Origin of the sequence: Streptomyces sp. B5E4, assembly GCF_039871555.1 — a bacterium.
GTDB lineage: Bacteria > Actinomycetota > Actinomycetes > Streptomycetales > Streptomycetaceae > Streptomyces.
Genome location: NZ_JBDPMI010000023.1, coordinates 1 through 24,999, shown reverse-complemented (window position 1 = coordinate 24,999; position 24,999 = coordinate 1). Strand labels below are relative to the sequence as shown.

Here is a 24,999-nt window from a genome sequence, read left to right as displayed (position 1 = left end):
GGTCCCCGGCACCGCACGGTGCCGGGGGCCCGGCCGTCAGCGCAGCACCAGGAGCGCCGCGGGGAGGACCTGCGCGGTCAGCGGCAGACCGGGCGCGGGGATACCGTCGGTTGCGTACGGCATCGGCCGGTCCGCCTCGACCCGCACGTGCTGCCCGCGCAGCGTCTCGCCGCGCGTCCGCGTCGGCCGCCCCGGGCCGCCGCCGAGGACGGCGACGTCCAGCGCGCCGTCGTCCAGCCGGACCGCGGGGCCGGACTCCGGGGGCGGGGCGCCGGGGCAGGGGGCGTTGGCGAGGACGACGGTGTGGCCGCGCATCTCGTACGGCGTGTCGTCGACGGTGACACGGAAGAGCGCCGACCGCCGCGACGCCAGCGCGCGACCGGGCGCCGTACGGGCCGCGCCCGCGCCGATCCACACCACGCCGAGCGCGAAGGACGGCGCCCCGCCCTCGACCCGCAGCACGTCCACCGGCCGCGGCTCGCCGTGCAGCAGCAACTCCGCCAGCTCCTCCGACGCCCGCGGCAGCGCCAGCGCCCGCGCGACGGCGTTGCGCCCGACCGCCCCGGGCACCAGCCCGCACACCGCGCCGGTCCCCGCGAGCGCTCCCGCCACGGTGGCGGCCATCCCGTCGCCGCCGACCGCGAGCACGGTACGCCCCGCCCCGGCGGCGCGCCCGGCCAGCTCGGCGGCGTGCCCGAATCCCCGGCTGTACTCCGCCTCGACCTGCGCCCCGGCTCCCCGCAGCGCCCGGGCCAGCGGAATGAGCGCCGCCGCCCCGGCGGCCCGGCCGGCGGCGGGATTGACGATGGCGGTGAAGCGACGCATGGCGGGCTCCGGTTCAGTGGTGCGTACGGCGGTCTGGAGGTCACCTGCGGACCGGGGGCGGGCGGCCCGCGGGCCGCCCGGAAGGCCGTCCCGTGCCGAACGGTGCCCGCACGCCCGGCGCGAGTTCCTCCGCAGGGAAGGGGACGACCGGCAAGCCGCGCCCCGTCGCCCCACGCGGGCACGGCCCCCGTGGGTGCCGGCCCGGCGGATGCCGCGGCGCGTTCAGCCGGTGGGGCACGGTGCCGGCTCGCCGCCGCGCGTGTCCCTCCGGAAGCCGTGCGCGCGGCGGCGAGGGGCGCCGCGGCCCGCTCACTCGTCCGCCCTCGGCAGCAGCACCCCCGGGTTGAGGACGCCCGCCGGGTCCAGCGTCGACTTGACCGCCCGGAGCGCCGCCACGGCCAGGGGGCCGATCTCCCGGGCGTACCACGGGCGGTGGTCCGTGCCGACGCCGTGGTGGTGGCTGATCGTGCCCCCGCACTCCAGGATCGCGTCGCTCGCCGCGCGCTTGGCGCGCTCCCACGTGCCCAGCGGATCGTCGCCGCGGGCGGCGACGACCGTGAAGTACAGCGACGCGCCCGTCTCGTACACGTGCGAGATGTGGCACATCACCAGCGGCGGCGTCCCCGCCGCCGTCAGGGTGTCCGTGAGCGCCACGCGCACCGCCTCGTACAGCCGCGGCAGCGCCGTCCAGAAGCCCGCCGTCTCCAGCGTCTCCGCGAAGGCCCCGGCGTCCAGGAGCGCGTCGCGCAGGTACGGGGCCCGGTAGCGGCCCTCGGCCCAGGACTCGCCGGGCTCCGCGCCCAGCAGTTCCCCGCCCGCCGCCCGCAGGACGACGTGCGCCGCCGCGCGGCGGTCCGCCGCCTCGCCCGCCGCGCCCTCGTAGCCGGTGACGACCAGGCAGCCGCCCGGCCCCGAAGCGTCCGGCGCGCCGATGTCCTCCGGGCGCGCCAGGCCCACCATCGTCTCGGTCTCGTCGGAGAGCCGCAGCACCGTCGGCAGCGGCCCGTCCTGCGCCAGCGCGCGCAGCGCGGCCGCGCCCGCGTCGAAGGAGCCGAACCGCCAGCCCTCGTACGCCCGTACCTGCGGCAGCGGCCGCACCCGTACGGTCACCGAGGTGATCACCCCGAACGCGCCCTCGGAACCCAGTACCAACTGCCGCAGATCCGGCCCCGCCGCGGACCGCGGCGCCCGGCCCAGGCGCAGCGTGCCCTCCGGCGTCGCCACCGTCAGCCCCACCACCATCTCGTCGAACCGCCCGTAGCCCGCGGACGCCTGGCCGCTGCCGCGGGTGGCGGCGAAGCCGCCGACGGTCGCCCACTCGAAGGACTGCGGGAAGTGCCCGAGGGTGAACCCCCGCTCGCCGAGGAGCCGTTCGGCCTCCGGCGCGCGCAGGCCCGCGTCCAGCTCCGCGGTGCGGGCGACCTCGTCGAGCGCCGCGAGCCGGTCGAGGCGGCGCAGGTCGAGGGCCACCACACCGGAGAAGCCGGCCCCGTTCGCGTACGGCGCGAGCCCGCCGGTCACCGACGTGCCGCCGCCGAACGGCACGACCGCCACCCGCCGCTCCGCGCAGGTGCGCAGCACCGCCAGCACCTCGTCGTGTCCGCCGGGCAGCACCACCGCGTCCGGCGCGTCCGCGATCTCCCCGGCGCGGATGCGCAGCAGGTCGGGCGTGGACTTGCCGCGGGTGTGCCGCACCCGGCTCGCCGCGTCCGTGCGTACGTGCGCCGCGCCGCCCGCGGCCCGCGCGAGCGCGTCGAGGACGTCCGCGCCGAGCCGCAGCGGCGGTACGCCGAGGTCCGTGAGGGCCACCGGCGGCGTGTCCGCGGGCCGCACCCCCAGCAGGTCGCGCAGCAGGTCGCGGATGCCGTCGGGGAGCGGCGCCGCCTGCCCGGGGTCGCCCCACCCGTTCCACAGCATGTCCAACGCGAACCTCCCGTACGGGCGCGGCACCCAGGCCGGAGGGGTTTCCTCCGCAGCCATCCTCGTTACACTGTGACAGGTGAAGTCGAAACGTCACAAGCCCTCGCTGGACGACCTCGCGCTCGACGCGCTGAGGGACTGCGTCCTGGCCGTGGGCGTGCGCCGCACCACGCTCACGGACGTGGCCCGCCGCGCGGGCGTGTCGCGGATGACGCTCTACCGGCGCTGGCCCGATGTGCAGTCGCTGGTGGGAGATCTCATGACGCGTGAGTGGATCGACGTCGCGCGCGGGGCGCTCCCCGCCCCGGACGGCGCGGCGAACGCGCGCCAGATGCTGGTCGCGGGGCTCACGGAGGGCTCGCGCGCGCTGCGCGCGCACCCGTTGTTCCGCAAGATTCTCGACGTCGACCCCGAGCTGCTGCTGCCGTACATGCTCGACCGCCGCGGCGCCAGCCAGGACGTCCTGCTCGACCTGATCGCCGACGACGTCCGCAAGGGCCACGCCGACGGCTCCGTCCGCGAGGGGCACGCGGTGCGGCAGGCCAGGGCCGCGCTGCTCGTCGTGCAGTCCTTCACCTTCTCCATGCGCACCATGACCGACGAGGACGACCCCGACCTCGGCACCGCCGCGTTCGAGCACGAGTTGCGCGGGGTGCTGGAGAGGATGCTCTCGCCATGACCGTGCAGCCCGCCGGGCAGCCCACCGACCAGAAGGCCGCGAGCGGGGACGACGCCCCCCGGGACTTCTCCCTCAACGCCCCACGCCGTGCCCGCGAGCTGGCCGGGCTCGCCGCCGGCGAGCGCGTCGACCTGCTGGTCGTCGGCCTCGGCGCCACCGGCGCCGGCGTCGCCCTGGACGCCGCCGCGCGCGGGCTGTCCGTCGCCGCGATCGACGCGCAGGACCTGGCGTTCGGCACGTCGCGCTGGAGCAGCAAGCTCATCCACGGCGGGCTGCGCTACCTCGCCTCGGGCCAGGTCGGCATCGCGCGCGAGTGCGCGGTGGAGCGCGGCGCGCTACTGGAGCACATCGCGCCGCACCTCGTGCACGCCCAGCCGTTCGTCATCCCGCTCACCCCGCTGACCACCCGCACGCAGGCCGCCGTCGCCTGGGCCGGGCTCCGCTCCGGCGACCTGCTGCGCGCCGCCGCACGCACCTCCCGTGCGGCGCTGCCCCCGCCCCGCCGGCTCTCCGCGGTGGAGACCGGCCAGCTCGTGCCGGGGCTGCGGCGGTACGGGCTGCGCGGCGGGTTGCTGTCCTGGGACGGGCAACTCACCGACGACGCCCGGCTGGTGACGGCCGTCGCGCGGACGGCCGCGGGGCACGGCGCCCGGGTGCTGACCCGGGCCCGGGCGGTGGAGCTGACCGGCTCCGGCGCGGTGGTCCGCGACGAGACGACGGGGGAGCGGCTGCGTATCAGGGCCCGCGCGGTGGTCAACGCCGCCGGGGTGTGGGCGGGTTCGCTGGTGCCCGGGGTGCGGCTGCGTCCCTCGCGCGGCACGCATCTGGTGCTGCGCGCCGAGGCGCTGGGGATGGGGCGCCAGCCCGGCGGTGCGGGGGTGCACATCCCGATCCCGGGGGCCACCGGCCGGTTCGCGCTGGTGCTGCCGCAGGACGACGGCCGGGTGTACGTGGGGCTGACCGACGAGCCGGTGGACGACGAGGTGCCGGACGTGCCGGCGGCGCCGGAGACGGACGTCGGCTTCCTGCTGGACGTCCTGGACTCCGCGCTCGACGTGCCGGTGCGCCGGTCGGACGTGGTCGGCGCGTTCGCCGGGCTGCGTCCGCTGCTGGAGAGCGACGGCAGCACCGCCGACCTCTCCCGCCGGCACGCGATCCTCACCTCCCCGGACGGCGTGGTCACCGTCGTCGGCGGCAAGTTGACGACGTACCGGCGGATGGCCGAGGACGCGGTGGACGCGGCCGTGTCCTGCGCCGGTCTGACCGCGGGCCCGTGCCGCACCGCCCGGCTTCCGCTCGTCGGCGCCGCGCCCGCGGCGGAGCTGGCCGGGCTCGACGCGCCGCGCCGGCTGGTGCAGCGCTACGGGACGGAGGCACCGGCGGTGCAGGCGCTGGCCGCCGCCGAGCCGGCGCTCGCCGCCCCGGTCGTCCCGGGGTATCCGGTCACCGGCGCCGAGCTTGTCTGGGCCGTACGCCACGAGGGCGCCCTCGACGAGGGCGACCTGCTGGACCGGCGCACCCGGCTGGGGCTGGTGACGGCGGAGCGGGCGGCCGCGGTGGCGGCCGCCCGCGAAGTGCTGTCGGCGGTGCCCCAAGCGGTCAGGCCAGGGCGTTGAACACGGGGTAGTAGCCACCGGACTGGCCGGCCGCCGTGGGGTGGTAGGAGTCACCGATGGGGAAGGTGACGCTGTGCAGCCATTCGCTGCTGGAGCAGATCTCGTGCCCGGAGAACGTGGGCCGGACGTCGCCGTACGCGAAGCCGTGGTCGGCCGCGCGCTTGGACGTGACGTCGCTCAGCAGGTCCGAGGCGCCGTTGATGGCGGCCCTGGAGCGCTCGCTGATGCCGAAGAAGCAGCCCCCGTTGAGCTGGTACATCCGCGGGTAGCCGAGCACGACCACGTGCGCGTTGGGAGCGCGGGACTTGATCGCGTTGTACGCCGCGTCCAGCCGTCCGGGCAGGGTGTCTTGGATATAGGTGCGCGCCTGGTTGATGCGGTTGATACAGGCCGACTCGCCCTGGAGCACACAGGTGGTCATGGCGTCGGCGAAGCCCGCGTCGTTGCCGCCGATGCTGATGGAGACGAGGGAGGTGCCGGAGTTGAGCGGGCCGAGCTGGTTGTTGATGACATCGCCGGTGCGGGCGCCGGAGCAGGCGGTGAAGGAGAAGGACGCCGGGGCGTGCGCGTTCTTCCACAGCACGGGATGGGCGTTGTTGCTGCGTTTGCAGTCGCCGCTCGCCGAGTCGTACGAACCGGCGCCCACGCCGGAGGCGTAGGAGTCGCCGAGCGCCACGTAGTTCTCGGCGTACGCGCTGTCGGCGGCCTGGGCCGGCACGCTGCCGAGCAGCGCCACTGTGGTGGCGACGAGGAAACCCAGCAGCAGCCGCAAGGGCCGGGCAGTTCTCATGGAACCCCCTGGGGGTGAGGTGTACCGATTGGTAACCACACCCTGCCCCCTGAAACCCATGTCCATGCCAAGTCGCAACTGTGCGCCTGTGATGCGCCGTTCGACCCCTGATACAGGAGTTCATCAGGGCATGAGCTGATAACCGGGGAAGTTGCCCGGCGGGCGTTCGCCCGCCGCTCCCTCGGTGAACGCGTGCACCAGCAGGTGCCCGCCGACGAACGCGCCGCGCCACGACGCGCCGAAGCCGCCGAACAGCTCGGCCCGGTCGCCGCGCGAACGCGGCGCGTTGCGGCCGGTCTTGAACGCCCGTATCTGCGGCGCCACCCGGTCGTAGAACTCCTGGTCGTCGCAGGAGAGGGTGGCGACCAGGGCGCCGTTGGAGGCGTTCATCGCCGCCAGCAGCTCCGCCTCGGTGTCGACGAGCACGATCGAGTCGACCGGGCCGAACGGCTCCGCGTGGTGCAGCGGCGAGGCCGCCGGCGGGTCCAGCAGCGTCACCGGTGCGACGTACGCGGAGGTGTCCTGGCCCGGCAGCACGTGCGCGTCCGCGAGCCGCCCCCGGTACAGCGGCACGGCGCCCCGGTCCACCGCGTGCGCCACCAGGTCCGTCAGCTCCTTGGCCTTGGCGGCGCTGATCAGCGGCCCGAAGTCCAGGTCGGGCAGCGGGTCGTCGGGCCGCGCCACCGCCAGCGGGTGCCCGAGGCGTACGGCGCCGACCGCCGGCAGATACGCCGCCAGGAACTCGGCGAAGGCGGCGCGCTGGACGACGAACCGGGGGTAGGCGGTGCAGCGCTGCTTGGCGTAGTCGAAGGTCCCGCGCACCTGCGGGGTGAGCGTGGCCCAGCCGGAGTAGTTCCACACCCCCCAGCAGTTCAGCCCCTCCTGCTCCAGCACGTGCGGCCTGTCCAGGTCGGCCAGCGCGGCGGCCACCTGCCCGCCGGTGTCGCGCCCGCCGACGAAGGACACGCAGCCGAGCTCCGGCGCCCGCACCAGCGCCTCCGACAGCTCGCCGCCGCTGCCGGAGACCAGCGTCAGCGGCAGGCCCGCGCGTACGGCGAGCGCGCAGGCCAGGGTCAGGCACGCCAGGCCGCCGTCGGTCGGGGTCTTGGCGATGGCCGCGTTGCCGGCCAGGGCGGCGACGAGCATGGCGTGCACGAGCACGCTCATCGGGTAGTTCCAGCTCGCGATGTTGCTGACCGGTCCCGGCAGCGGGGTCCGGCCGGCGAGCATGCCGTCGATCTCCTCGACGTACCAGCGCACGCCGTCCACCGCGCGGTCCACGTCGGCCGTGGCCTGCCGCCAGGGCTTGCCGATCTCCCAGACGAGGAGCAGGGCGAGCAGGTCGCGGTGCTCCTCGATGGCGTCCAGGGCCGCCGACACCCGCGCCTTGCGCTCGGCGAGCCGCAGGTACCGCCAGCTCCGGTGGGCGTCGAGAGCGGTGCGTACCGCGGCGTGGGCGGTGGCCGCGTCCAGCCGGGGCGGCCCCGCGATCGGCGTGCCGTCCACCGGCGACGTGGCCGGCAGGGGGCGGCCGTCGGCCGTCCAGACGCCGTTCCAGTGGTTCAGCACGCGCTCATCGCGGAACGCCTCGGGCGCCGCCGCGCGGCAGCGCGCCCAGGCGTCCGGCCACGCCGTGCCGGGCTTGAGGATGAGGGTCACGAGGGGGTCTCCGCTCGTCCGGGGCGGATCTCGCGCAGCTCGCCGCCGCGCGTGTAGAGGAAGCCGCGCACCACGTCCCTGTGGGGCAGCCGGGGACTCGCCGCGAGCCGGTTGAGGCAGCGCAGGAGGTCGGCCGCCGGGTCGTCGAGGGCCGCGCAGTCCTCGTGGTGCACGAGCACGATCTCGCGTGTGCCGCCGCGCAGTTGGCTCAGCCGCAGCGAGTCGAGCGCGTCGGGGGTGACGCACCCGCCCGCGTTGCGGATGACGTGGGCGTCGCCCGGCCGCAGCGCGAACATGCTCTCCACGCCCAGCCGGGCGTCCATGCAGGCGAGTACGGCGACCTTGCTGGCCGGCGACTTGGCGCCGGGATCGAGCGGGGCGAGGGCCGCGCCGCCCCGGCGCCGGGCGAGCAGGTCCTCGGTGCCGCTCATCCCCGCGCCTCGCGGGCCAGCCGCGCCGTCTCCGACGGGGTGGTGCCGACCCGTACCCCGGCGGCCTCCAGGGCTTCCTTCTTCGCCTGGGCGGTGCCCGAGGAGCCGGAGACGATGGCGCCGGCGTGGCCCATGGTCTTGCCCTCGGGGGCGGTGAAGCCGGCGACGTAGCCGACGACCGGCTTGGTCACGTGGGCCTCGATGTAGTCCGCGGCCCGCTCCTCGGCGTCGCCGCCGATCTCGCCGATCATCACGATCAGGTCGGTGTCGGAGTCGGCCTCGAAGGCTTCGAGCGCGTCGATGTGGGTGGTGCCGATCACCGGGTCGCCGCCGATGCCGACGCAGGTGGAGAAGCCGATGTCGCGCAGCTCGTACATCAACTGGTAGGTGAGCGTGCCGGACTTCGACACCAGGCCGATCCGGCCGGGGCCGGTGATGTCGGCGGGGATGATGCCGGCGTTGGACCGGCCGGGGGAGATCAGGCCGGGGCAGTTGGGGCCGACGAGCCGTACGCCCGCGGCCCGGCCGCGCGCCCGGAAGGCGACGGTGTCGTGGACGGGGACGCCCTCGGTGATGACGACGACGAGCCCGACCCCGGCGTCGACCGCCTCGTCGACGGCGTCCTTGACGTACGGCGGCGGCACGAAGACGACGGACACGTCCGCGCCGGTGGCGGCGACGGCCTCCTTGACGGTGCCGTGGACCGGGACCTCCCGGTCGTCGAACGCCAGGGTGGTGCCCGCCTTGCGCGGGTTGACGCCGCCGACGACGGCGGTGCCGGAGGCCAGCATCCGCCGCGTGTGCTTCCGGCCCTCCGAGCCGGTCATGCCCTGGACGACGACCTTGCTCGCCTCGGTGAGGAAGACTGCCATGTGGATCAGCTCCTTGCCGGTACGGCGGCCGCCCGCGCGGCGGCGCCGTCCATCGTGTCCAGTTGGGTGACCCGGGGGTGCCGGGCGGCGGCGAGGATCTCCCGGCCGCGCTCGGCGCTGTTGCCGTCGAGGCGGACCACCAGCGGCCGGGTCAGCTCGATCCGCTCCAGTGCGCGCACGATGCCGTCGGCGACCGCGTCGCAGGCGGTGATGCCGCCGAAGACGTTGACGAAGACGGACTCCACGTCCGGGTCGGCGAGGATCACGCCGAGCCCGTCGGCCATGACGTCCGCCGAGGCGCCGCCGCCGATGTCGAGGAAGTTGGCGGGCGCGGCGCCGTTCCTGGCGACCACGTCGAGCGTCGACATGACCAGCCCGGCGCCGTTGCCGACGATCCCCACCCGGCCGTCGAGCTTGACGTAGTTGAGCCCCTTCGCGCGCGCCGTGGCCTCCAGCGAACCGGCCTCGTCCGGCACGTCGTACGCCGTGTGGTCCGGGTGCCGGAAGCGGGCGCCGTCGTCCAGCGTCACCTTGCCGTCCAGCGCCAGGACGGCGCCGTCGGCGGTGGTGACCAGCGGGTTGACCTCGACCAGCAGCGCGTCCTCGGCCGTGCACACCTCCCAGAGCGCCACCAGCACGGGCACGGCCGCGGCGGGCAGCCCGCCGGCGGCGGCGATCCGCCGGGCCACGGCCCCGGTGACCCCCTCCTCCGGGTCTACGGGGATCCGCGCCAGCGCCTCCGGCCGGGCCGCCGCGACCTCCTCGACGTCCATGCCGCCCTCGGCCGAGGCCATCGCCAGGAACGTGCCCGCGGCGCGGTCCAGCAGGTACGCGACGTAGAACTCCCCGGCGACGTCCGCGGTCTTCGCGACCATCACCTTGCGCACCGTGTGGCCCTTGATGTCCATGCCGAGGATGTCCCGCGCCGCGGCCTCGGCCGCCGCGGCGTCCGCGGCGAGCCGCACCCCGCCCGCCTTGCCCCGGCCGCCCGTCTTCACCTGGGCCTTGACCACCGTCCCGCCCCCCAGCACCCGGGCCGCCGCCCGGACCCCCGCCGGGTCGGACGCCACCGCCGCGTCGGGCACGGGAACGCCGTGCCTGCGGAACAACTCCCGTGCCTGGTACTCGAACAGATCCATCTCAAGGGCACCTTCCGTTGGTCGCATCCGACTTGGAGATTTCCGGTGCACGCCCCCTGGACATCGACTCACCGATGCGGGATAACCGTCTGCATACAGTATTCGTGTCCTGTATGCAATGTACAGAGTGACAGCGAACGCACCGGTGAAGGGACTGAACTCCCCATGTCCGACGGCACATCCGGCACCCCCGGCACCCCCGGAGAACCCGACCACATCTCCGGCGGCCACCTCGTCGCCAAGGCGCTCAAGTCAGAGGGCGTCGAGGTCGTCTACACGCTCTGCGGCGGCCACATCATCGACATCTACGACGGCTGCGTCGACGAGGGCATCGAGGTCGTCGACGTACGGCACGAACAGGTGGCCGCGCACGCCGCCGACGGATACGCCCGGCTGACCGGCAAGCCCGGCTGCGCGGTCGTCACCGCGGGACCCGGCACCACCGACGCGGTCACCGGCGTGGCCAACGCCCTGCGCGCCGAGAGCCCGATGGTGCTCATCGGCGGCCAAGGGGCCCTGACCCAGCACAAGATGGGCTCGCTGCAGGACCTCCCGCACGTCGACATGATGGCGCCGATCACCAAGTTCGCCGCCACCGTGCCGCACACCGCGCGCGTCGCGGACATGGTCTCCATGGCCTTCCGGGAGTGCTACCACGGCGCCCCCGGGCCCTCCTTCCTGGAGATCCCGCGCGACGTGCTCGACGCCAAGGTCCCGGTGGACCAGGCCCGGGTGCCCCGCGCCGGCCACTACCGCGCCTCCACCCGTAGCGCCGGCGACCCCGAGGCCATCGAGAAGCTCGCCGACCTTCTCGTGCACGCCGAGAAGCCGGCCGTGCTGCTCGGCAGCCAGGTCTGGACGACCCGCGGTACCGCCGCCGCCATCGACTTCGTACGCGCCCTGAACGTGCCCGCGTACATGAACGGCGCAGGACGCGGCACCCTGCCGCCCGGCGACCCGCACCACTACCAGCTCTCCCGCAGGTACGCCTTCACCGAGGCCGACCTCATCGTCATCGTCGGCACGCCCTTCGACTTCCGGATGGGCTACGGCAGGCGGCTCTCGCCGACCGCGACCGTCGTGCAGATCGACCTCGACTACCGCACCGTCGGCAAGAACCGCGACATCGACCTCGGCATCGTCGGCGACGCGGGCCTCGTCCTCGCCGCCACCGCGCAGGCCGCGTCCGGCCGCCTCAACGGCGGCGCCGCCAAGCGCAAGGAATGGCTGGAGGAGCTGCGCGCGGTGGAGGAGAAGGCGCGCGCCAAGCGGCTGCCGCAGCTCACCTCCGACGCCTCGCCCATCCACCCGTACCGGCTGGTCAGCGAGATCAACGACTTCCTCACCGAGGACTCCATCTACATCGGCGACGGGGGCGACATCGTCACCTTCTCCGGCCAGGTCGTCCAGCCCCGCAGCCCCGGCCACTGGATGGACCCCGGGCCGCTGGGCACCCTCGGCGTCGGCGTGCCGTTCGTGCTCGCCGCCAAGCAGGCCAGGCCCGACAAGGAGGTCGTCACCCTCTTCGGCGACGGCGCCTTCTCGCTCACCGGCTGGGACTTCGAGACCCTCGTCCGCTACGACCTGCCGTTCGTCGGCGTCGTCGGCAACAACTCCTCGATGAACCAGATCCGCTACGGCCAGGCCGCCAAGTACGGCGTCGAGCGCGAGCGCGTCGGCAACACCCTGGGCGACGTCCCCTACGACGAGTTCGCCCGCATGCTCGGCGGCCACGGCGAAGAGGTCCGCGACCCCGCCGAGATCGGCCCGGCGCTGCGCCGTGCGCGCGAGTCCGGCAAGCCGTCGCTCGTCAACGTCTGGGTCGACCCGGACGCGTACGCCCCCGGAACCGTGAACCAGACCATGTACAAGTGAGGTGACCCCCATGACGAAGGCCCTTGAGGGCGTTCGCGTCCTCGACATGACCCACGTCCAGTCCGGGCCCTCCGCCACCCAGTTGCTCGCCTGGCTCGGCGCCGACGTGATCAAGCTGGAGGCGCCCGCCGGCGACATCACCCGCAAGCAGCTGCGGGACCTCCCGGACGTCGACAGCCTCTACTTCACGATGCTCAACGGCAACAAGCGCAGCATCACCCTCAACACCAAGACCCCGCGCGGCAAGGAACTGCTGACCGAGCTGCTGCGCCGCAGCGACGTGCTGGTGGAGAACTTCGGCCCCGGCGCCGTCGACCGCATGGGCTTCACCTGGGAGCGGATCCAGGAGATCAACCCGCGCATCGTCTACGCCTCGATCAAGGGCTTCGGCGAGGGACCGTACACCGACTTCAAGGCGTACGAGGTCGTCGCGCAGGCCATGGGCGGCTCCATGGCCACCACCGGCTTCGAGGAGGGTCCGCCGCTGGCCACCGGCGCGCAGATCGGCGACTCCGGCACCGGCGTGCACACCGTCGCCGGCATCCTCGCCGCGCTCTACCAGCGCACCCGCACCGGCCGCGGCCAGCGCGTCAACGTCGCCATGCAGCACGCCGTGCTCAACCTCTGCCGGGTCAAGCTCCGCGACCAGCAGCGCCTCGCGCACGGCCCGCTCGCCGAGTACCCCAACGAGGACTTCGGCGACGAGGTGCCGCGCTCCGGCAACGCCTCCGGCGGCGGCCAGCCCGGCTGGGCCGTCCGCTGCGCGCCGGGCGGGCCGAACGACTACGTGTACGTCATCGTCCAGCCCGTCGGCTGGCAGCCGCTCACCGAGCTGATCGGCCGCCCCGAGCTGGCCGGGGACCCCGAGTGGGCCACGCCCGAGGCGCGGCTGCCGAAGCTCGGCAAGATGTTCCAGCTCATCGAGGAGTGGTCGAGCACCCTGCCCAAGTGGGAGGTGCTGGAGAAGCTCAACGCGCACAACATCCCCTGCGGCCCGATCCTCTCCACCAAGGAGATCATCGAGGACGCCAGCCTGCGGGACAACGGGATCGTCGTCGAGGTCGAGCACCCCGAGCGCGGCACGTACGTCACCGTCGGCAGCCCGCTCCGGCTCTCCGACTCGCCCGCGGCCATCCGCCGTTCCCCGCTCCTGGGCGAGCACAACCACGACATCTACGGCAGCGAACTGGGCCTGACCGCCGAGGACATGGCCGGCCTCAAGACGGACGGAGTGATCTGAGAGATGGACGGCGCCAAGGACACCGCGGCGGTCCGCGACGTGCTCGCGGAGGTACGCGCCCAGGGCCGCACCGCGCTCACCGCCCCCGAGGCGAAGCGGATCGCGGACGCGTACGGCATCGCCGTGCCCGGCGAGGGACTGGCCGGGGACGTGGAGGAGGCGGTGGCGCTGGCCGACGGCTTCGACGGGCCGGTCGTGCTGAAGATCGTCTCGCCGGACATCGTGCACAAGACCGACGCCGGGGGAGTGGAGGTCGGCCTCGCCGACGCCGCCGCCGTACGCGCGGCGTTCCGGCGGATCGTCGCCAACGCCCGCGCGTACGACCCGGCCGCCCGGATCGACGGCGTCCAGGTCCAGCAGCAGGTGCCGGCGGGCCGGGAGGTCATCGTCGGGGCCGTCACCGACCCCACCTTCGGCAAGGTCGTCGCGTTCGGCCTCGGCGGGGTGCTGGTCGAGGTGCTCAAGGACGTCACCTTCCGGCTCGCGCCGGTGACCGCCGACGAGGCGGCCGGGATGCTCGACTCCATCCGCGCCGCCGAGGTGCTGCGCGGGGTACGCGGCGAGCGGGCCGTCGACCGGCACGCGCTGGCCGACCAGATCCGCCGGGTCTCCGCACTCGCCGCGGACTTCCCCGAGATCGCCGAGGTCGACCTCAATCCCGTGATCGCCACCCCCGGCGGCGCGCTCGCCGCCGACGTGCGGATCCTGCTCGGCGAGGGGGAGCCCGAGACGCGCCCCCGGTTCGGCCGCGAGGAGATCCTGACGGCGATGAACCGGCTGATGAAGCCGCGCTCCGTGGCCGTCATCGGCGCCTCCAACGAGACCGGCAAGATCGGCAACTCGGTGATGCGCAACCTCGTCGACGGCGGCTTCCCCGGCGACATCCACCCCGTCAACCCCAAGGCCGACGACATCCTGGGCCGCAAGGCGTACAAGACGATCGCCGACGTGCCCGGCGAGGTCGACGTCGCCGTCTTCGCCATCCCGGCGGCGTACGTCCCGGCCGCCCTGGCGGAGGTGGGCCGCAAGGGCGTCCCCAACGCCGTGCTCATCCCGTCCGGCTTCGCCGAGACCGGCGAGCACGAACTCCAGCGCAAGGTCGTGGACATCGCCGCCGAGTACGGCGTCCGCGTCCTCGGCCCCAACATCTACGGCTACTACTCCACCTGGCAGGACCTCTGCGCCACCTTCTGCACGCCGTACGACGTGAAGGGCGGTGTGGCGCTGACCTCCCAGTCCGGCGGCATCGGCATGGCCATCCTCGGCTTCGCCCGGACCACGAAGACCGGCGTCTCCGCGATCGTCGGCCTCGGCAACAAGTCCGACGTGGACGAGGACGACCTCCTCACCTACTTCGGCGAGGACGACAACACCACCTGCATCGCGATGCATTTGGAGGACCTGAAGGACGGCCGCGCCTTCGTCGAGGCCGCCCGCGCCACCGTGCCGAAGAAGCCCGTCGTTGTCCTCAAGGCCGGCCGCACCAGCGCCGGTGCGAGGGCCGCCGGATCCCACACCGGGGCGCTGGCCGGCGACGACGCGGTCTACGACGACGTGCTGCGCCAGGCCGGCGTGATCCGCGCGCCGGGGCTGAACGACATGCTGGAGTACGCCCGCGCGCTGCCCGTGCTGCCCACGCCGCAGGGCGACGACATCGTCGTCATCACCGGCGCCGGCGGCTCCGGGGTGCTGCTCTCCGACGCGGTGGTCGACAACGGGCTGCGGCTGATGGAGATCCCGGCCGACCTGGACGAGGCGTTCATGCGGTTCATCCCGCCGTTCGGGGCGGCGGGCAACCCGATCGACATCACCGGCGGCGAGCCGCCGGCCACGTACGAGGCGACGATCCGGCTGGGCCTGACCGACCCGCGCATCCACGCGCTGGTCCTCGGCTACTGGCACACGATCGTCACCCCGCCCATGGTCTTCGCCGAACTCGCCGCCCGCGTGGTGGCCGAGGAGCGGGCCAGGGGCAACGTCAAGCCTGTCGTGGCGTCCCTCGCGGGCGACACGGAGGTCGAGGAGGCGAGCGCGTACCTCTTCGAGCGCGGTGTCGTCGCGTACCCGTACACGACCGAGAAGCCGGTCGCCGTACTGGGCGCGAAGTACCGCTGGGCGAGAGCGGCGGGGCTGCTCGCCTGAACCACCCGCACCACCGCAGAGATCAGGACAGGGGGCGCTGACCGGATTCTCGAAACAAGGGGTGCAACCCATGACGACAACCGAAGACCGGTCGGTTCTTCCCTACCGGGAGGTGACCGACAGAAACGGCAGGACCTATCGGATAGGCGAGTCCGACGTCGACATCATGGGCCGCAAGCGGAAGTGGATGGTCATCCTTCCGTGGGTCGGCATGATGGGCATCAGCTCGGCGGAGTACGCGTTCGCCTCCGCCGAGGACACGCTCCACACCGCGCACAACTGGGCCAGCGGACACATCTTCTGGATGATGACCGTGTGGGTGTTCTTCCAGGCCGCGGTCGCCTTCCCGGCCGGGAAGCTGCGCGAGACCGGGAGGCTGCCGGCCCGCTTCGCGATGATGCTGGGCGCCACCGGCACACTGCTCGGCTATGTGTCACTGGCGTACGCCCCGCACGTCGTCGTCGCGTACATCGGCTTCAGCATGTTCAGCGGCATGGGCGCCGGCATGGTCTACGCGACCTGCGTCAACATGGTCGGCAAGTGGTACCCGGAGCGTAAGGGCGGCAAGACCGGCTTCGTCAACGGCGGTTTCGCCTACGGCTCGGTGCCGTTCGTGTTCCTCTTCACCGGCTACATGGACCTGACCAACTTCAAATGGGTGTTGGTCTCGGTCGGACTCCTCCTCGCGCTGATGGTGGGCACCGCCGGCTTCTTCTTCAAGGACCCGCCGAAGAACTGGTGGCCCGCCGACGTCGACCCGCTGAACCCACCGAAGGATCCGCGCGCGGCCCGCTCGCTGAAGATGAACCCGCCGGCGGTCCGCCAGTACACCCCCAGGGAGGCGTGGCAGACCCGCCGGGTGGCCCTGATGTGGTGCTGTCTGGCGTGCACCTCCGGCGTGAACATCTTCGGCATCGCCTTCCAGGTGGACATCGGGGAGGACGCGGGATTCGCGGGCGGGATCGTGGCCACGGCCATGTCCCTCAAGGCGATCGTCAACGGCACCGGCCGCGGCGTCATCGGCTGGCTGTCCGACCTCTACGGCCGCAAGCGCTGCCTGATCGTGGTGTGCGTCATCCTGGGCCTGTCCCAGTACGGCATCCTGTGGTCGGCCGACATGAAGAACCTGCCGCTGTTCCTGATCTTCTCCTCGATCTCCGGCTTCGGCGGCGGTGCGATCTTCCCGATGTTCGCGGCGATGACCGCCGACTACTTCGGCGAGAACAACAACGCCTCCAACTACGGCATGGTCTACAGTGCCAAGCTCGTCTCCGGTCTGGGCGCGGGCATGGGCTCCGTGGTCGTCGGCGCCTGGGGGCACTCCGGCGCCTTCCTCCTGGCGGGTTCCATCTCGCTCTTCGCCGGCTTCATGGCGCTGTTCCTGACTCCACCGGGCCGGCCGCGGCTGAAGGACATCGAGCCCAACCCGCGGCCGATCAGCAGAGAGACGGACTAGCGCCGGGTCCCGGATCCGGTTGCTCCGCCCCGGTGGTTCCGCCCCGGCGGAGGTGGATCCCGCGAGGAGAGGCCCCGGCCGACCGCTACCCGGCCGGGGCCCAGGGCCCGCCGTCGATCTCCCGCCTCCGGCGCGCGGTCGGCGGCGGGCCCTAGCGGGGGTGGTCGTCGTGCTCGCGCTGGTGGTACGAGCGGCGGGTGTGCTCGGTGTGCGCGCGCATGACCTCCTGGGCGCGGGCCTCGTCGCGGTCGTGCACGGCGGCGATCAGCTCGCGGTGCTCGATCCAGGACTGGGCGCCGCGCTGCCGGGCCACCGGTGTGTAGTACCAGCGGACGCGGCGCTCGACCTGGGCGGCGAGCTCGGCCAGCACGGCGTTCCCGGCCAGCTCCATGACGTACGCGTGGAAGGCGAGGTTCGCAGCGACGACCGCCTCCAGGTCGTCGGCCCCGACGGCCCGCTCGCCGGTCGCGCACAGCTCCTCCAGCCGGGCGATGCCCTGGCCGGAGGCGTTGGCGGCGGCGAGCCTGGCGGCCTCGGTCTCCAGCAGCGCGCGGACGACGAGGAGCTGGTCGGCCTCGGCGTCGGTCGGCTCGTGCACGTACGCGCCCTGGGCGGGGCGCAGATCGACCCAGCCCTCGGTGTTGAGCCGCTGCAGCGCCTCGCGCACGGGCTGGCGGGAGACGCCGAGGTGGCCGGCCAGTTCGGTCTCGACCAAGTGCTGTCCCGGCGGGAGGGTGCGCGTGATGATCAGCTCGAGGAGGGCCTCGTAGACCCGCTCGCGCAGCGGGCCCGGCCGCTCCAGCCGCGGCATCGCCCCCTGGGGCAGTCCCTGGGACAGCATCGATCTCCCCACCCTCGTTCGCCCCGTCCGGTGCTCGTCCGGTGCCCGTTCGACAGGCGAATTGGCTTTTGTCTACAGTCTACCGAGGGGTGCGGGAACGATGAGTGCCCCCCGTGGTGAGGAAGTTCACACCATGTGCGGCGCCGTGTCAGCGGGGCAGCCGCAGCAACTCCACCTCGTCCGCGCCGCCCGGTGGCAGCACCGCCACCGCATCCGCGGCCGCCGCGCCCCAGAGCAGCCCGGGGCGGTCGTGGCCGACCGGGACCGCGCGGGTGCCGTCGAGCGCCACCGGGACGAGCCGGGTGTCGCGCGGGTGCGGCGCGGGCGCACGGGAGCCGGCGGCGGGGGCCGGGGCCAGGCGGGCGCGCCAGGGCGGCGGGGGAGTGCGGCCCGCAAGACGTTCCAGCAGCGGTACGAGCAGCGTCAGGCAGGCCGCGAAGGCGGCGTACGGGTTCCCCGGCAGGCCGACGACCGGCGGCCCGCCGCCGGGCAGCCGGGCCAGCAGTTGCGGGTGCCCGGGCCGGCAGGCCACCCCGTCGACGAGCACATCGGCCCCCAGGTCCGCCAGTGCCGGGCGCAGGTGGTCGGCGGGACCGCGGGACGAGGCGCCGCACACCGCGACGGCGTCGGCCCCGGCCGCAGCCCGGGTCAGTGCGGCGATCAGCGGGGGGCGGCCGTCGGGCAGGTACGTCACGGGCTGCGGCGCGCCGCCGGCCCAGGCCACGACGCCGGGCAGCAGCGGGCCGACCGCGTCGCGGACCCGGCCGGCCGGCGGGGTGCCGCGGCGCACCAGCTCGTCGCCGGTGACGAGGAGCGCGACACGGGGGCGGCGGTGCACGGCGACCCGGTCGTACCCGAGGCTCGCGGCGAGCCCCAGCGCCGCCGGGGTCAGCACGGCGCCGGGCGGCAGCACCTCGGCGCCGGCCGGGCACTCCTCGCCGCGCCGCCGCACGTGCCGGCCGGGCCGCGCGGCGCCGGCCACCGACGCGCCGGTGCGCAGGGCGTCCTCGTACGGCAGCACCGCCTCGGCGCCCTCGGGTACCCGGGCGCCGGTGGCGACCTCCAGCGCCCGTCCGGCCGCGAGCCGCGCCACCGGCGGCTCCCCTCCGGCCAGCACCCGCCCGGCGACGGTCCACGGCCCGGGCCCGGCCACGGCGTAGCCGTCCATCGCGGCGGTGTCGAACGCCGGCAGCGGCGCGCGGGCCGTCAACGGCTCGGCGAGCGCCCGCCCGTGGGCCCGGCGCAGCGGGGTGTCGCGAACCGCGAGCGGGCCGGCCGCGGCCGTGGCGGCGGCGCGCGCCTGGGGCCAGCTCAGCGGGGCGGCGGGCGCGGTGCGGGGCAGGGGAGTGGTTCCGAGCGTCGTCATCAGCGGCCTCCCGCGTTTGCGGCGCGGCCGAACAGGCCGCCGTAGAAGGGGTGCACGACCCTTGACCCCCGTGAAAGGCATACTGTAGACAATATTCTGTCGACTAGGAAAGAGCCCCCGCGATCGCATCGCACGCAAGGGAGCCCGCCAGTGAAAGTCGCAGTTGTCGGCGCCGGCGCGATCGGTGCCTACGTCGGAGCCGCGCTCCACCGCGCCGGAGCCGACGTCCATCTCCTCGCCCGCGGACCGCATCTGGCCGCCATGCGCCGCGCAGGCGTCCATGTCCTCAGCCCGCGCGGCGACTTCACCGCCCGCCCCGACGCGACGGACGACCCGGCGGCCGTCGGCCCCGTCGACTACGTCTTCCTCGGGCTGAAGGCGAACTCGTACGCCACCAGCGGCCCGCTGGTCCACCCGCTGCTGCACGACAAGACCGCGGTCATCGCCGCCCAGAACGGCATCCCCTGGTGGTACTTCCACGGCCTGCCGGGCCCGTACACGGGACAGCGCATCGAGAGCGTCGACCCCGGGGGCGCCGTCACCCGCACCCTGCCGCCGGAACGCGCCATCGGCTGCGTCGTCTACGCCGCCACCGAACTGGCCGCCCCCGGCGTCGTACGCCACCTGGAGGGCACCCGCTTCTCCATCGGCGAACCGGACGGCGAAGTCAGCCCGCGCTGCCTCGACTTCAGCGCCGCCATGGTGGCCGGCGGCCTCAAGTGCCCGGTCGAGCCCGACCTGCGCAACGACATCTGGATCAAGCTGCTCGGCAACATCTCGTTCAACCCGATCAGCGCGCTCACCCGCGCCACCATGGGCGAGATCGCCGGGCACGACGGCACCCGCGAGCTGGTCACGGCCATGATGCGGGAGACCCTGGAGGTCGCCGCGCGGCTCGGCAGCCGGCCCGGGATCTCCATCGAGCGGCGGCTCGACGGCGCCGCGCGCGTCGGCGACCACAAGACCTCCACCCTCCAGGACCTGGAGCGGGGCAAGCCGCTCGAACTCGACGTGCTGCTCGCCGCCGTGGTCGAGCTGGCCGGCCTGACCGGCGTCCCCGTGCCGACCGTGCGCGCCATCGCCGCGGTCGCAGGACTGCTCGCCGAGACCACGGCCCGCACCCCCGCGGCAGGAGACCGGAGCAACCCGAGCAACCCCAGCAGCCAGGACACCGCCAGGAGCGCCCCATGAAGGACCGCAGCAGGACCCCGAAGCAGTACCCGCGGCTCACCCACCCGCTCGTCCGCGGCGCGGACGGCGAGCTGCACCGGGCGACCTGGGAGGAGGCGCTCGACGCCGCCGCGCGCGGCTTCGCCGCGACCACCGGCGCGCACGGCCCCGACGCCTTCGGCATGTTCTCCTGCGCCCGCTCCACGAACGAGATGAACTACGTCGCGCAGAAGTTCACCCGCGTCGTCATCGGCACCAACAACGTCGACTCCTGCAACCGGACCTGCCACGCCCCCAGCGTCGCCGGCCTGTCCGCCGTCTTCGGCTCCGGCGGCGGCACCTCCTCGTACGCGGAGGTCGAGGAGACCGACCTGATCGTGATGTGGGGCTCCAACGCCCGCTTCGCGCACCCGATCTTCTTCCAGCACGTGCTGAAGGGCATCCGCAACGGCGCCCGGATGTTCGCCGTGGACCCGCGCCGTACGGGAACCGCCGAGTGGGCCGACCGCTGGCTCGGCCTCGACGTCGGCACCGACATCCCGCTCGCCCATGCCGTCGGCCGCGAGATCATCCACGCCGGGCTCGCCAACACCGCGTTCATCGAACGGGCCACCAGCGGCTACGAGGAGTACGCCGCCGCCGTCGAGCCCTGGACCCTCGCCGCCGCCGAGCAGGTCACCGGCGTCCCCGCCGCGGCGATCCGCGAGCTGGCGCACGCGTACGCCACGGCGGAGCGCGCCCAGATGTGCTGGACCCTCGGCATCACCGAGCACCACAACGCCACCGACAACGTCCGCGCCCTGATCAACCTCGCCCTCCTCGCCGGCCACGTCGGCCGCCACGGCAGCGGACTCCAGCCCCTGCGCGGCCAGAACAACGTGCAGGGCGGCGGCGACATGGGCGCCATCCCCAACCGGCTGCCCGGCTTCCAGGACATCCTGGAGCCGCGGGTGCGGGAGCGCTTCGAGACCGCCTGGGACGCCGTCATCCAGCCCCGCTACGGCCTCAACCTCACCGAGATGCTCGACGGCATCGAACGCGGCACGCTGAAGGCCGTCTACTGCATCGGCGAGAACCCCGCCCAGTCCGAGGCCGACAACGAGCACACCGTCCGGCGGCTGCGCGCCCTCGACCACCTCGTCGTCCAGGACATCTTCCTGACGAAGACCGCGCTGCTCGCCGACGTCGTGCTGCCCGCCTCCGCCGCCTGGTGCGAGACCGAGGGCACCACGACCAACAGCGAACGCCGCGTCCAGCGCGTCCGCAAGGCCGTCCGCCCGCCCGGCGAGGCGCGCGACGACATCGACATCCTCTGCGAGCTGGCCCGCCGGCTGGGCCACGACTGGAAGTACGGCGAGGCGCAGGAGGTCTGGGACGAGCTGCGCGCGGTCTCGCCCGACCACCGCGGCATGACGTACGCGCGCCTGGAGGAACACCAGGGCATCCAGTGGCCCTGCCCCAGCGAGGACCGGCTGGAGCCGACGTACCTGCACGGCCGCCTCTGGGAGGCCGACCCCGAGCGCCGCGGCCCCCGCGCGGCCTTCGGCCCGGTCCTGCACTCCCCGCCGGTGGACCTCCTCGACGACGACTACCCGCTGCGGCTCACCACCGGCCGGCGCCTCGACTCGTACAACACGGGCGTGCAGTCCAGCGGCTTCGCCTCGCCGCTGCGCCGCGGCGAGAACATCGAGCTGTCCCCGGAGGACGCGGCGGCCTACGGCGTCGCCCACGGCGAGGAGGTCCGCGTCACCTCGCGCCGCGGCTCGGTCGTCGCCCCGGTGTGGATCGACGAGGGGCTGCGGCCGGGGCTGGCGTTCATGACGCTGCACTTCCCGGACGAGGTCGACACCAACCAGCTGACGATCGAGGCCACCTGCCCGATCGCGGGCACGGCGGAGTACAAGGCGGCGGCGGTACGCATCGACAAGCTCGCCGACCGGCAGGCGGTGCCGTCGTGGACCTGAAGTACACCGACGCCAAGCCGTCCGACGCCGAACGCGCCGCCGTGGACGCGCTGCTGGGCCCGGCCCCGACGGGCTGGGAGGGCGGCGAGCGCGACGCGGCGGACCTGCGCTGGGCCAAGGGCGGCCACGAGGCCCGCGACCGCCGCGACCTGCTGCTCCCGGCCCTGCACGCGGTCAACGACCGGGTGGGCTGGATCAGCGAGGGCGCGCTGGACTACATCTGCCGCCGCCTCACGGTTCCTCCTGCGGAGGCGTACGGGGTCGCCACGTTCTACGCGATGTTCTCCCTGCGCCCGCGCCCGGCGACGGTGCTCCACGTCTGCACGGACATCGCGTGCGCGGCCCGGGGATCGAAGGCTCTGACGGAGGCACTGACCTCGCGACTGGGCCCGGCGGGTGGCCCGGCGGGCGGCGCGGTATGGCAGGAGAGCCCGTGCCTGGGCCTGTGCGAACGGGCCCCGGCGGCGCTGGTGATACGGGCGGGGGAGGCGCCGGACGGCGCGGGGGAGGGGGAGCGGCAGGAAGGCCGCCGGAGCGAGGACCCGGGGTGGCAGGGGCGGAGCCCTCGCGCGGGTACAGGGGCGGAGCCCTGGGAATCCCCCGCGACGGAGGCGCGGGGGGCGGGTCCCGGGGGCGGAGCCCCCGGTTTCGGGAAGGGGCGGGTCAGGGGGACCCCCACCACCGCGATCGTCGCCCCCGCCACTCCCGGCGACCTCATCCGCGCCGCCCGGAATCCGGCCGAAGCCGCCCAGGAGCCCCCGCCCTCCGCCGCCGTCCCCCAAAGCGGCCGCCCCGGTCTCGTTCTCCTCCGCCGCGTCGGCACCGCCGACCCCGCCGACCTCGACGACTACCGCGCCCACGGCGGCTACACCGCCCTGCGCAACGCCTTCGCCCTCGGTCCCGCCGGCGTCATCCGCGAGGTCACCGACTCCGGCCTCCTCGGCCGCGGCGGCGCCGCCTTCCCCACCGGACGCAAGTGGCAGGCCACCGCCTCCCAGCCCGTCCGCACCCGCTACCTCGTCTGCAACGCCGACGAGTCCGAGCCCGGCACCTTCAAGGACCGCGTCCTCATGGAAGGCGACCCCTACGCCCTCATCGAGGCCATGACCATCGCCGGCTACGCCGTCGGCGCCCACCGCGGCTATCTCTACCTCCGCGGCGAATACCCCCGCGCCCTCGACCGCCTCAGCCACGCCGCCGCCCGCGCCCGCGCCCGCGGACTCCTCGGCGACGACGTCCTCGGCCAGGGCTACGCCTTCGACATCGAGATCCGCCGCGGCGCCGGCGCGTACATCTGCGGTGAGGAAACCGCGATCTTCAACTCCATCGAGGGCCACCGCGGCGAGCCGCGCACCAAGCCCCCGTTCCCCGTCGAACAGGGCCTCTTCGGCAAACCCACCGCCGTCAACAACGTCGAGACCCTCGTCAACGTCCTGCCGATCCTCACCCACGGTGCCGCCGCCTACGCCGCCACCGGCACCGCGTCCTCCACCGGCACCAAGCTCTTCTGCGTCGCCGGCACCGTCGACCGCCCCGGCGTCTTCGAGGTCCCCTTCGGTGCCACCCTCCGCGACCTCCTCGACCTCGCCGGCGGTGCCCCGGCAGGGCTGCGCGCCGTGCTGCTCGGCGGTGCCGCGGGCGGCTTCGTCCGGCCCGACGAACTGGACGTGCCGCTGACCTTCGAGGGCGCCCGCGCCGCCGGCGCCACCCTCGGCTCCGGCGTCGTCCTGGTCCTGGACGACACCGTCGACCTGCCCCGCATCCTCATCCGGGTCGCGGAGTTCTTCCGCGACGAGTCCTGCGGCCAGTGCGTCCCGTGCCGCGTCGGCACCGTGCGGCAGGAGGAGGCCCTGCACCGCATCGCCGACCTGCGCGGCGCCGCCGCCGCGGCCGACGTCGCGCTGCTGCGCGAGGTGGGCCAGGCCATGCGCGACGCCTCCATCTGCGGCCTCGGCCAGACCGCGTGGAACGCCGTGGAGTCCGCCATCGACCGCCTGGGAGCCTACGAATGACCAGCGTCCCGCTCGGCCTGCCGCGCCGCCGCGTCGAGTTCGAACTCGACGGCGAGACCGTCCACGCCCTGGAGGGCGACACGATCCTCGACGCCTGCACCGCCGCCGGCAAGGACATCCCGACCCTCTGCTACGGCGACACGCTCACCCCCAAGAACGCCTGCCGGGTCTGTGTCGTGGAGGTCGAGGGCGCGCGGACGCTCGCGCCCGCCTGCTCCCGCCGCGCCGAGCCGGGCATGAAGGTCCGTACCGGCAGCGAGCGGGCCCGGCACAGCCGCAAGCTGGTCCTCGAACTCCTCGCCTCCTCGACCGACCTGTCGACGACGCCGCATGTCGCCGGCTGGATCGAGGAGTACGGCGCGGAGCCCGGCCGGTTCGGCCCGGACGCGGCGACGGTGGGGGACCGCGGTGCGAAGGTCGACAACGACCTCTACGTGCGCGAGTACGGCAAGTGCATCATGTGCTACAAGTGCGTCGACGCCTGCGGCGACCAGTGGCAGAACACCTTCGCCATCGCGGTGGCCGGCCGGGGTTTCGACACGACGATCGCCGTGGAGCACGACGGGCCGCTGCCCGATTCTGCCTGTGTCTACTGCGGCAACTGCATCGAGGTCTGTCCCACCGGGGCGCTCAGCTTCCGGACCGAGTACGAGATGCGCGCGGCCGGCACGTGGGACGAGGACGCGCAGACGGAGACGACGACGGTGTGCGCGTACTGCGGGGTGGGCTGCAACCTCACGCTGCACGTGCAGGACAACCGGATCGTCAAGGTCGGCTCGCCGCACGACAACCCCATCACGCGGGGCAACCTGTGCATCAAGGGCCGGTTCGGCTACGAGCACGTCCAGAACGTCCAGGGTTCGGAGTGATCGGCGATGGGTCGGGTGACGGTGCGGCGTGCGGTGGTGCGGGTGCGTGGGGGGCGGGTGGACCGGCGGGCGGACACGTTGGTGGCGGAGGAGCCGTTGGAGATCCGGTTGGGGGGCCGGGCGTTGGCGGTCA

Annotated in this window: 19 protein-coding genes and 1 pseudogene; 11 read left to right on the top strand and 9 right to left on the bottom strand. The window is 74.1% G+C overall.

Features of this window, described 5'->3' with window-relative positions; genetic code table 11:
• Positions 1-36: 36 nt before the first annotated feature.
• Positions 37-825, bottom strand: a complete 789-nt coding sequence (locus ABGA99_RS25545) for a diacylglycerol kinase family protein (RefSeq protein WP_347575855.1) — start codon at positions 823-825, stop codon at positions 37-39.
• Positions 826-1,134: 309 nt separating this feature from the next.
• Positions 1,135-2,805 carry an FAD-binding oxidoreductase gene (locus ABGA99_RS25540; protein WP_347583503.1) on the bottom strand — a complete coding sequence of 557 codons (1,671 nt, stop codon included), beginning with the start codon at positions 2,803-2,805 and terminating at the stop codon, positions 1,135-1,137.
• A 19-nt stretch (positions 2,806-2,824) separates the two neighbouring features.
• On the opposite strand from ABGA99_RS25540, the gene ABGA99_RS25535 reads away from it, so the two are divergent.
• On the top strand, positions 2,825-3,424 hold the full coding sequence (locus tag ABGA99_RS25535) for a TetR/AcrR family transcriptional regulator (protein WP_347575857.1): 600 nt from the start codon (positions 2,825-2,827) through the stop codon (positions 3,422-3,424).
• A complete protein-coding gene (locus tag ABGA99_RS25530) occupies positions 3,421-5,040 on the top strand; it encodes a glycerol-3-phosphate dehydrogenase/oxidase (protein ID WP_347575858.1) in 1,620 nt (539 codons plus the stop codon). The genes ABGA99_RS25535 and ABGA99_RS25530 overlap by 4 nt, the downstream gene beginning before the upstream one ends.
• Here the strand turns inward: ABGA99_RS25530 and ABGA99_RS25525 are convergent.
• The 5 genes from ABGA99_RS25525 to sucC all read right to left on the bottom strand — a co-directional run bounded on the left by ABGA99_RS25525 (position 5,024) and on the right by sucC (position 9,931).
• On the bottom strand, positions 5,024-5,830 hold the full coding sequence (locus ABGA99_RS25525; protein ID WP_347575859.1) for an SGNH/GDSL hydrolase family protein: 807 nt from the start codon (positions 5,828-5,830) through the stop codon (positions 5,024-5,026). The genes ABGA99_RS25530 and ABGA99_RS25525 overlap by 17 nt on opposite strands.
• Positions 5,831-5,953: 123 nt before the next feature.
• Positions 5,954-7,489, bottom strand: coding sequence for an aldehyde dehydrogenase family protein (locus ABGA99_RS25520; protein WP_347575860.1), 1,536 nt, complete (start codon positions 7,487-7,489; stop codon positions 5,954-5,956).
• Positions 7,486-7,920, bottom strand: a complete 435-nt coding sequence (locus tag ABGA99_RS25515; RefSeq protein WP_347575861.1) for a carbonic anhydrase — start codon at positions 7,918-7,920, stop codon at positions 7,486-7,488. The genes ABGA99_RS25520 and ABGA99_RS25515 overlap by 4 nt, the downstream gene beginning before the upstream one ends.
• Positions 7,917-8,792 (bottom strand): succinate--CoA ligase subunit alpha, encoded by an 876-nt coding sequence (sucD, locus tag ABGA99_RS25510; RefSeq protein WP_347575862.1) that lies wholly within the window; start codon positions 8,790-8,792, stop codon positions 7,917-7,919. The genes ABGA99_RS25515 and sucD overlap by 4 nt, the downstream gene beginning before the upstream one ends.
• A 5-nt stretch (positions 8,793-8,797) precedes the next feature.
• Positions 8,798-9,931 carry an ADP-forming succinate--CoA ligase subunit beta gene (sucC, locus tag ABGA99_RS25505; RefSeq protein WP_347575863.1) on the bottom strand — a complete coding sequence of 378 codons (1,134 nt, stop codon included), beginning with the start codon at positions 9,929-9,931 and terminating at the stop codon, positions 8,798-8,800.
• Between the two features lie 165 nt (positions 9,932-10,096).
• On the opposite strand from sucC, the gene ABGA99_RS25500 reads away from it, so the two are divergent.
• The 4 genes from ABGA99_RS25500 (at position 10,097) to ABGA99_RS25485 (ending at position 16,644) form a co-directional block, all read left to right on the top strand.
• Positions 10,097-11,806, top strand: a complete 1,710-nt coding sequence (locus ABGA99_RS25500; protein ID WP_347575864.1) for a thiamine pyrophosphate-binding protein — start codon at positions 10,097-10,099, stop codon at positions 11,804-11,806.
• A gap of 10 nt (positions 11,807-11,816) precedes the next feature.
• On the top strand, positions 11,817-13,046 hold the full coding sequence (gene frc, locus ABGA99_RS25495) for a formyl-CoA transferase (RefSeq protein ID WP_347575865.1): 1,230 nt from the start codon (positions 11,817-11,819) through the stop codon (positions 13,044-13,046).
• Positions 13,047-13,049: 3 nt separating this feature from the next.
• Positions 13,050-15,188: an acetate--CoA ligase family protein gene (locus tag ABGA99_RS25490; protein ID WP_347583502.1), complete on the top strand. Its 2,139-nt coding sequence runs from the start codon at positions 13,050-13,052 to the stop codon at positions 15,186-15,188.
• Positions 15,189-15,258: 70 nt separating this feature from the next.
• Positions 15,259-16,644 (top strand): OFA family MFS transporter, encoded by a 1,386-nt coding sequence (locus ABGA99_RS25485; RefSeq protein WP_347583501.1) that lies wholly within the window; start codon positions 15,259-15,261, stop codon positions 16,642-16,644.
• A 151-nt stretch (positions 16,645-16,795) separates the two neighbouring features.
• Here the strand turns inward: ABGA99_RS25485 and ABGA99_RS25480 are convergent, their stop codons facing one another.
• Both ABGA99_RS25480 and ABGA99_RS25475 read right to left on the bottom strand, forming a co-directional pair.
• Positions 16,796-17,485 carry a GntR family transcriptional regulator gene (locus ABGA99_RS25480; RefSeq protein ID WP_347575868.1) on the bottom strand — a complete coding sequence of 230 codons (690 nt, stop codon included), beginning with the start codon at positions 17,483-17,485 and terminating at the stop codon, positions 16,796-16,798.
• 148 nt (positions 17,486-17,633) lie between these two features.
• Positions 17,634-18,851, bottom strand: coding sequence for a molybdopterin molybdotransferase MoeA (locus ABGA99_RS25475; protein ID WP_347575869.1), 1,218 nt, complete (start codon positions 18,849-18,851; stop codon positions 17,634-17,636).
• A gap of 150 nt (positions 18,852-19,001) precedes the next feature.
• On the opposite strand from ABGA99_RS25475, the gene ABGA99_RS25470 reads away from it, so the two are divergent.
• The 5 genes and pseudogenes from ABGA99_RS25470 to ABGA99_RS25450 all read left to right on the top strand — a co-directional run.
• Positions 19,002-20,042 carry a 2-dehydropantoate 2-reductase gene (locus ABGA99_RS25470; protein ID WP_347583500.1) on the top strand — a complete coding sequence of 347 codons (1,041 nt, stop codon included), beginning with the start codon at positions 19,002-19,004 and terminating at the stop codon, positions 20,040-20,042.
• A complete protein-coding gene (locus ABGA99_RS25465) occupies positions 20,039-21,985 on the top strand; it encodes a molybdopterin-dependent oxidoreductase (protein ID WP_347583499.1) in 1,947 nt (648 codons plus the stop codon). Before ABGA99_RS25470 ends, ABGA99_RS25465 begins: the two co-directional genes overlap by 4 nt.
• Positions 21,976-23,997, top strand: a complete 2,022-nt coding sequence (locus ABGA99_RS25460) for an NAD(P)H-dependent oxidoreductase subunit E (protein ID WP_347583498.1) — start codon at positions 21,976-21,978, stop codon at positions 23,995-23,997. The genes ABGA99_RS25465 and ABGA99_RS25460 overlap by 10 nt, the downstream gene beginning before the upstream one ends.
• Entirely contained in the window at positions 23,994-24,866 is an 873-nt protein-coding gene (locus ABGA99_RS25455; RefSeq protein WP_347583497.1) for a 2Fe-2S iron-sulfur cluster-binding protein, read from the top strand. Before ABGA99_RS25460 ends, ABGA99_RS25455 begins: the two co-directional genes overlap by 4 nt.
• Before the next feature lie 6 nt (positions 24,867-24,872).
• Positions 24,873-24,999: pseudogene (locus tag ABGA99_RS25450) on the top strand (sulfurtransferase FdhD); the annotation flags it as partial.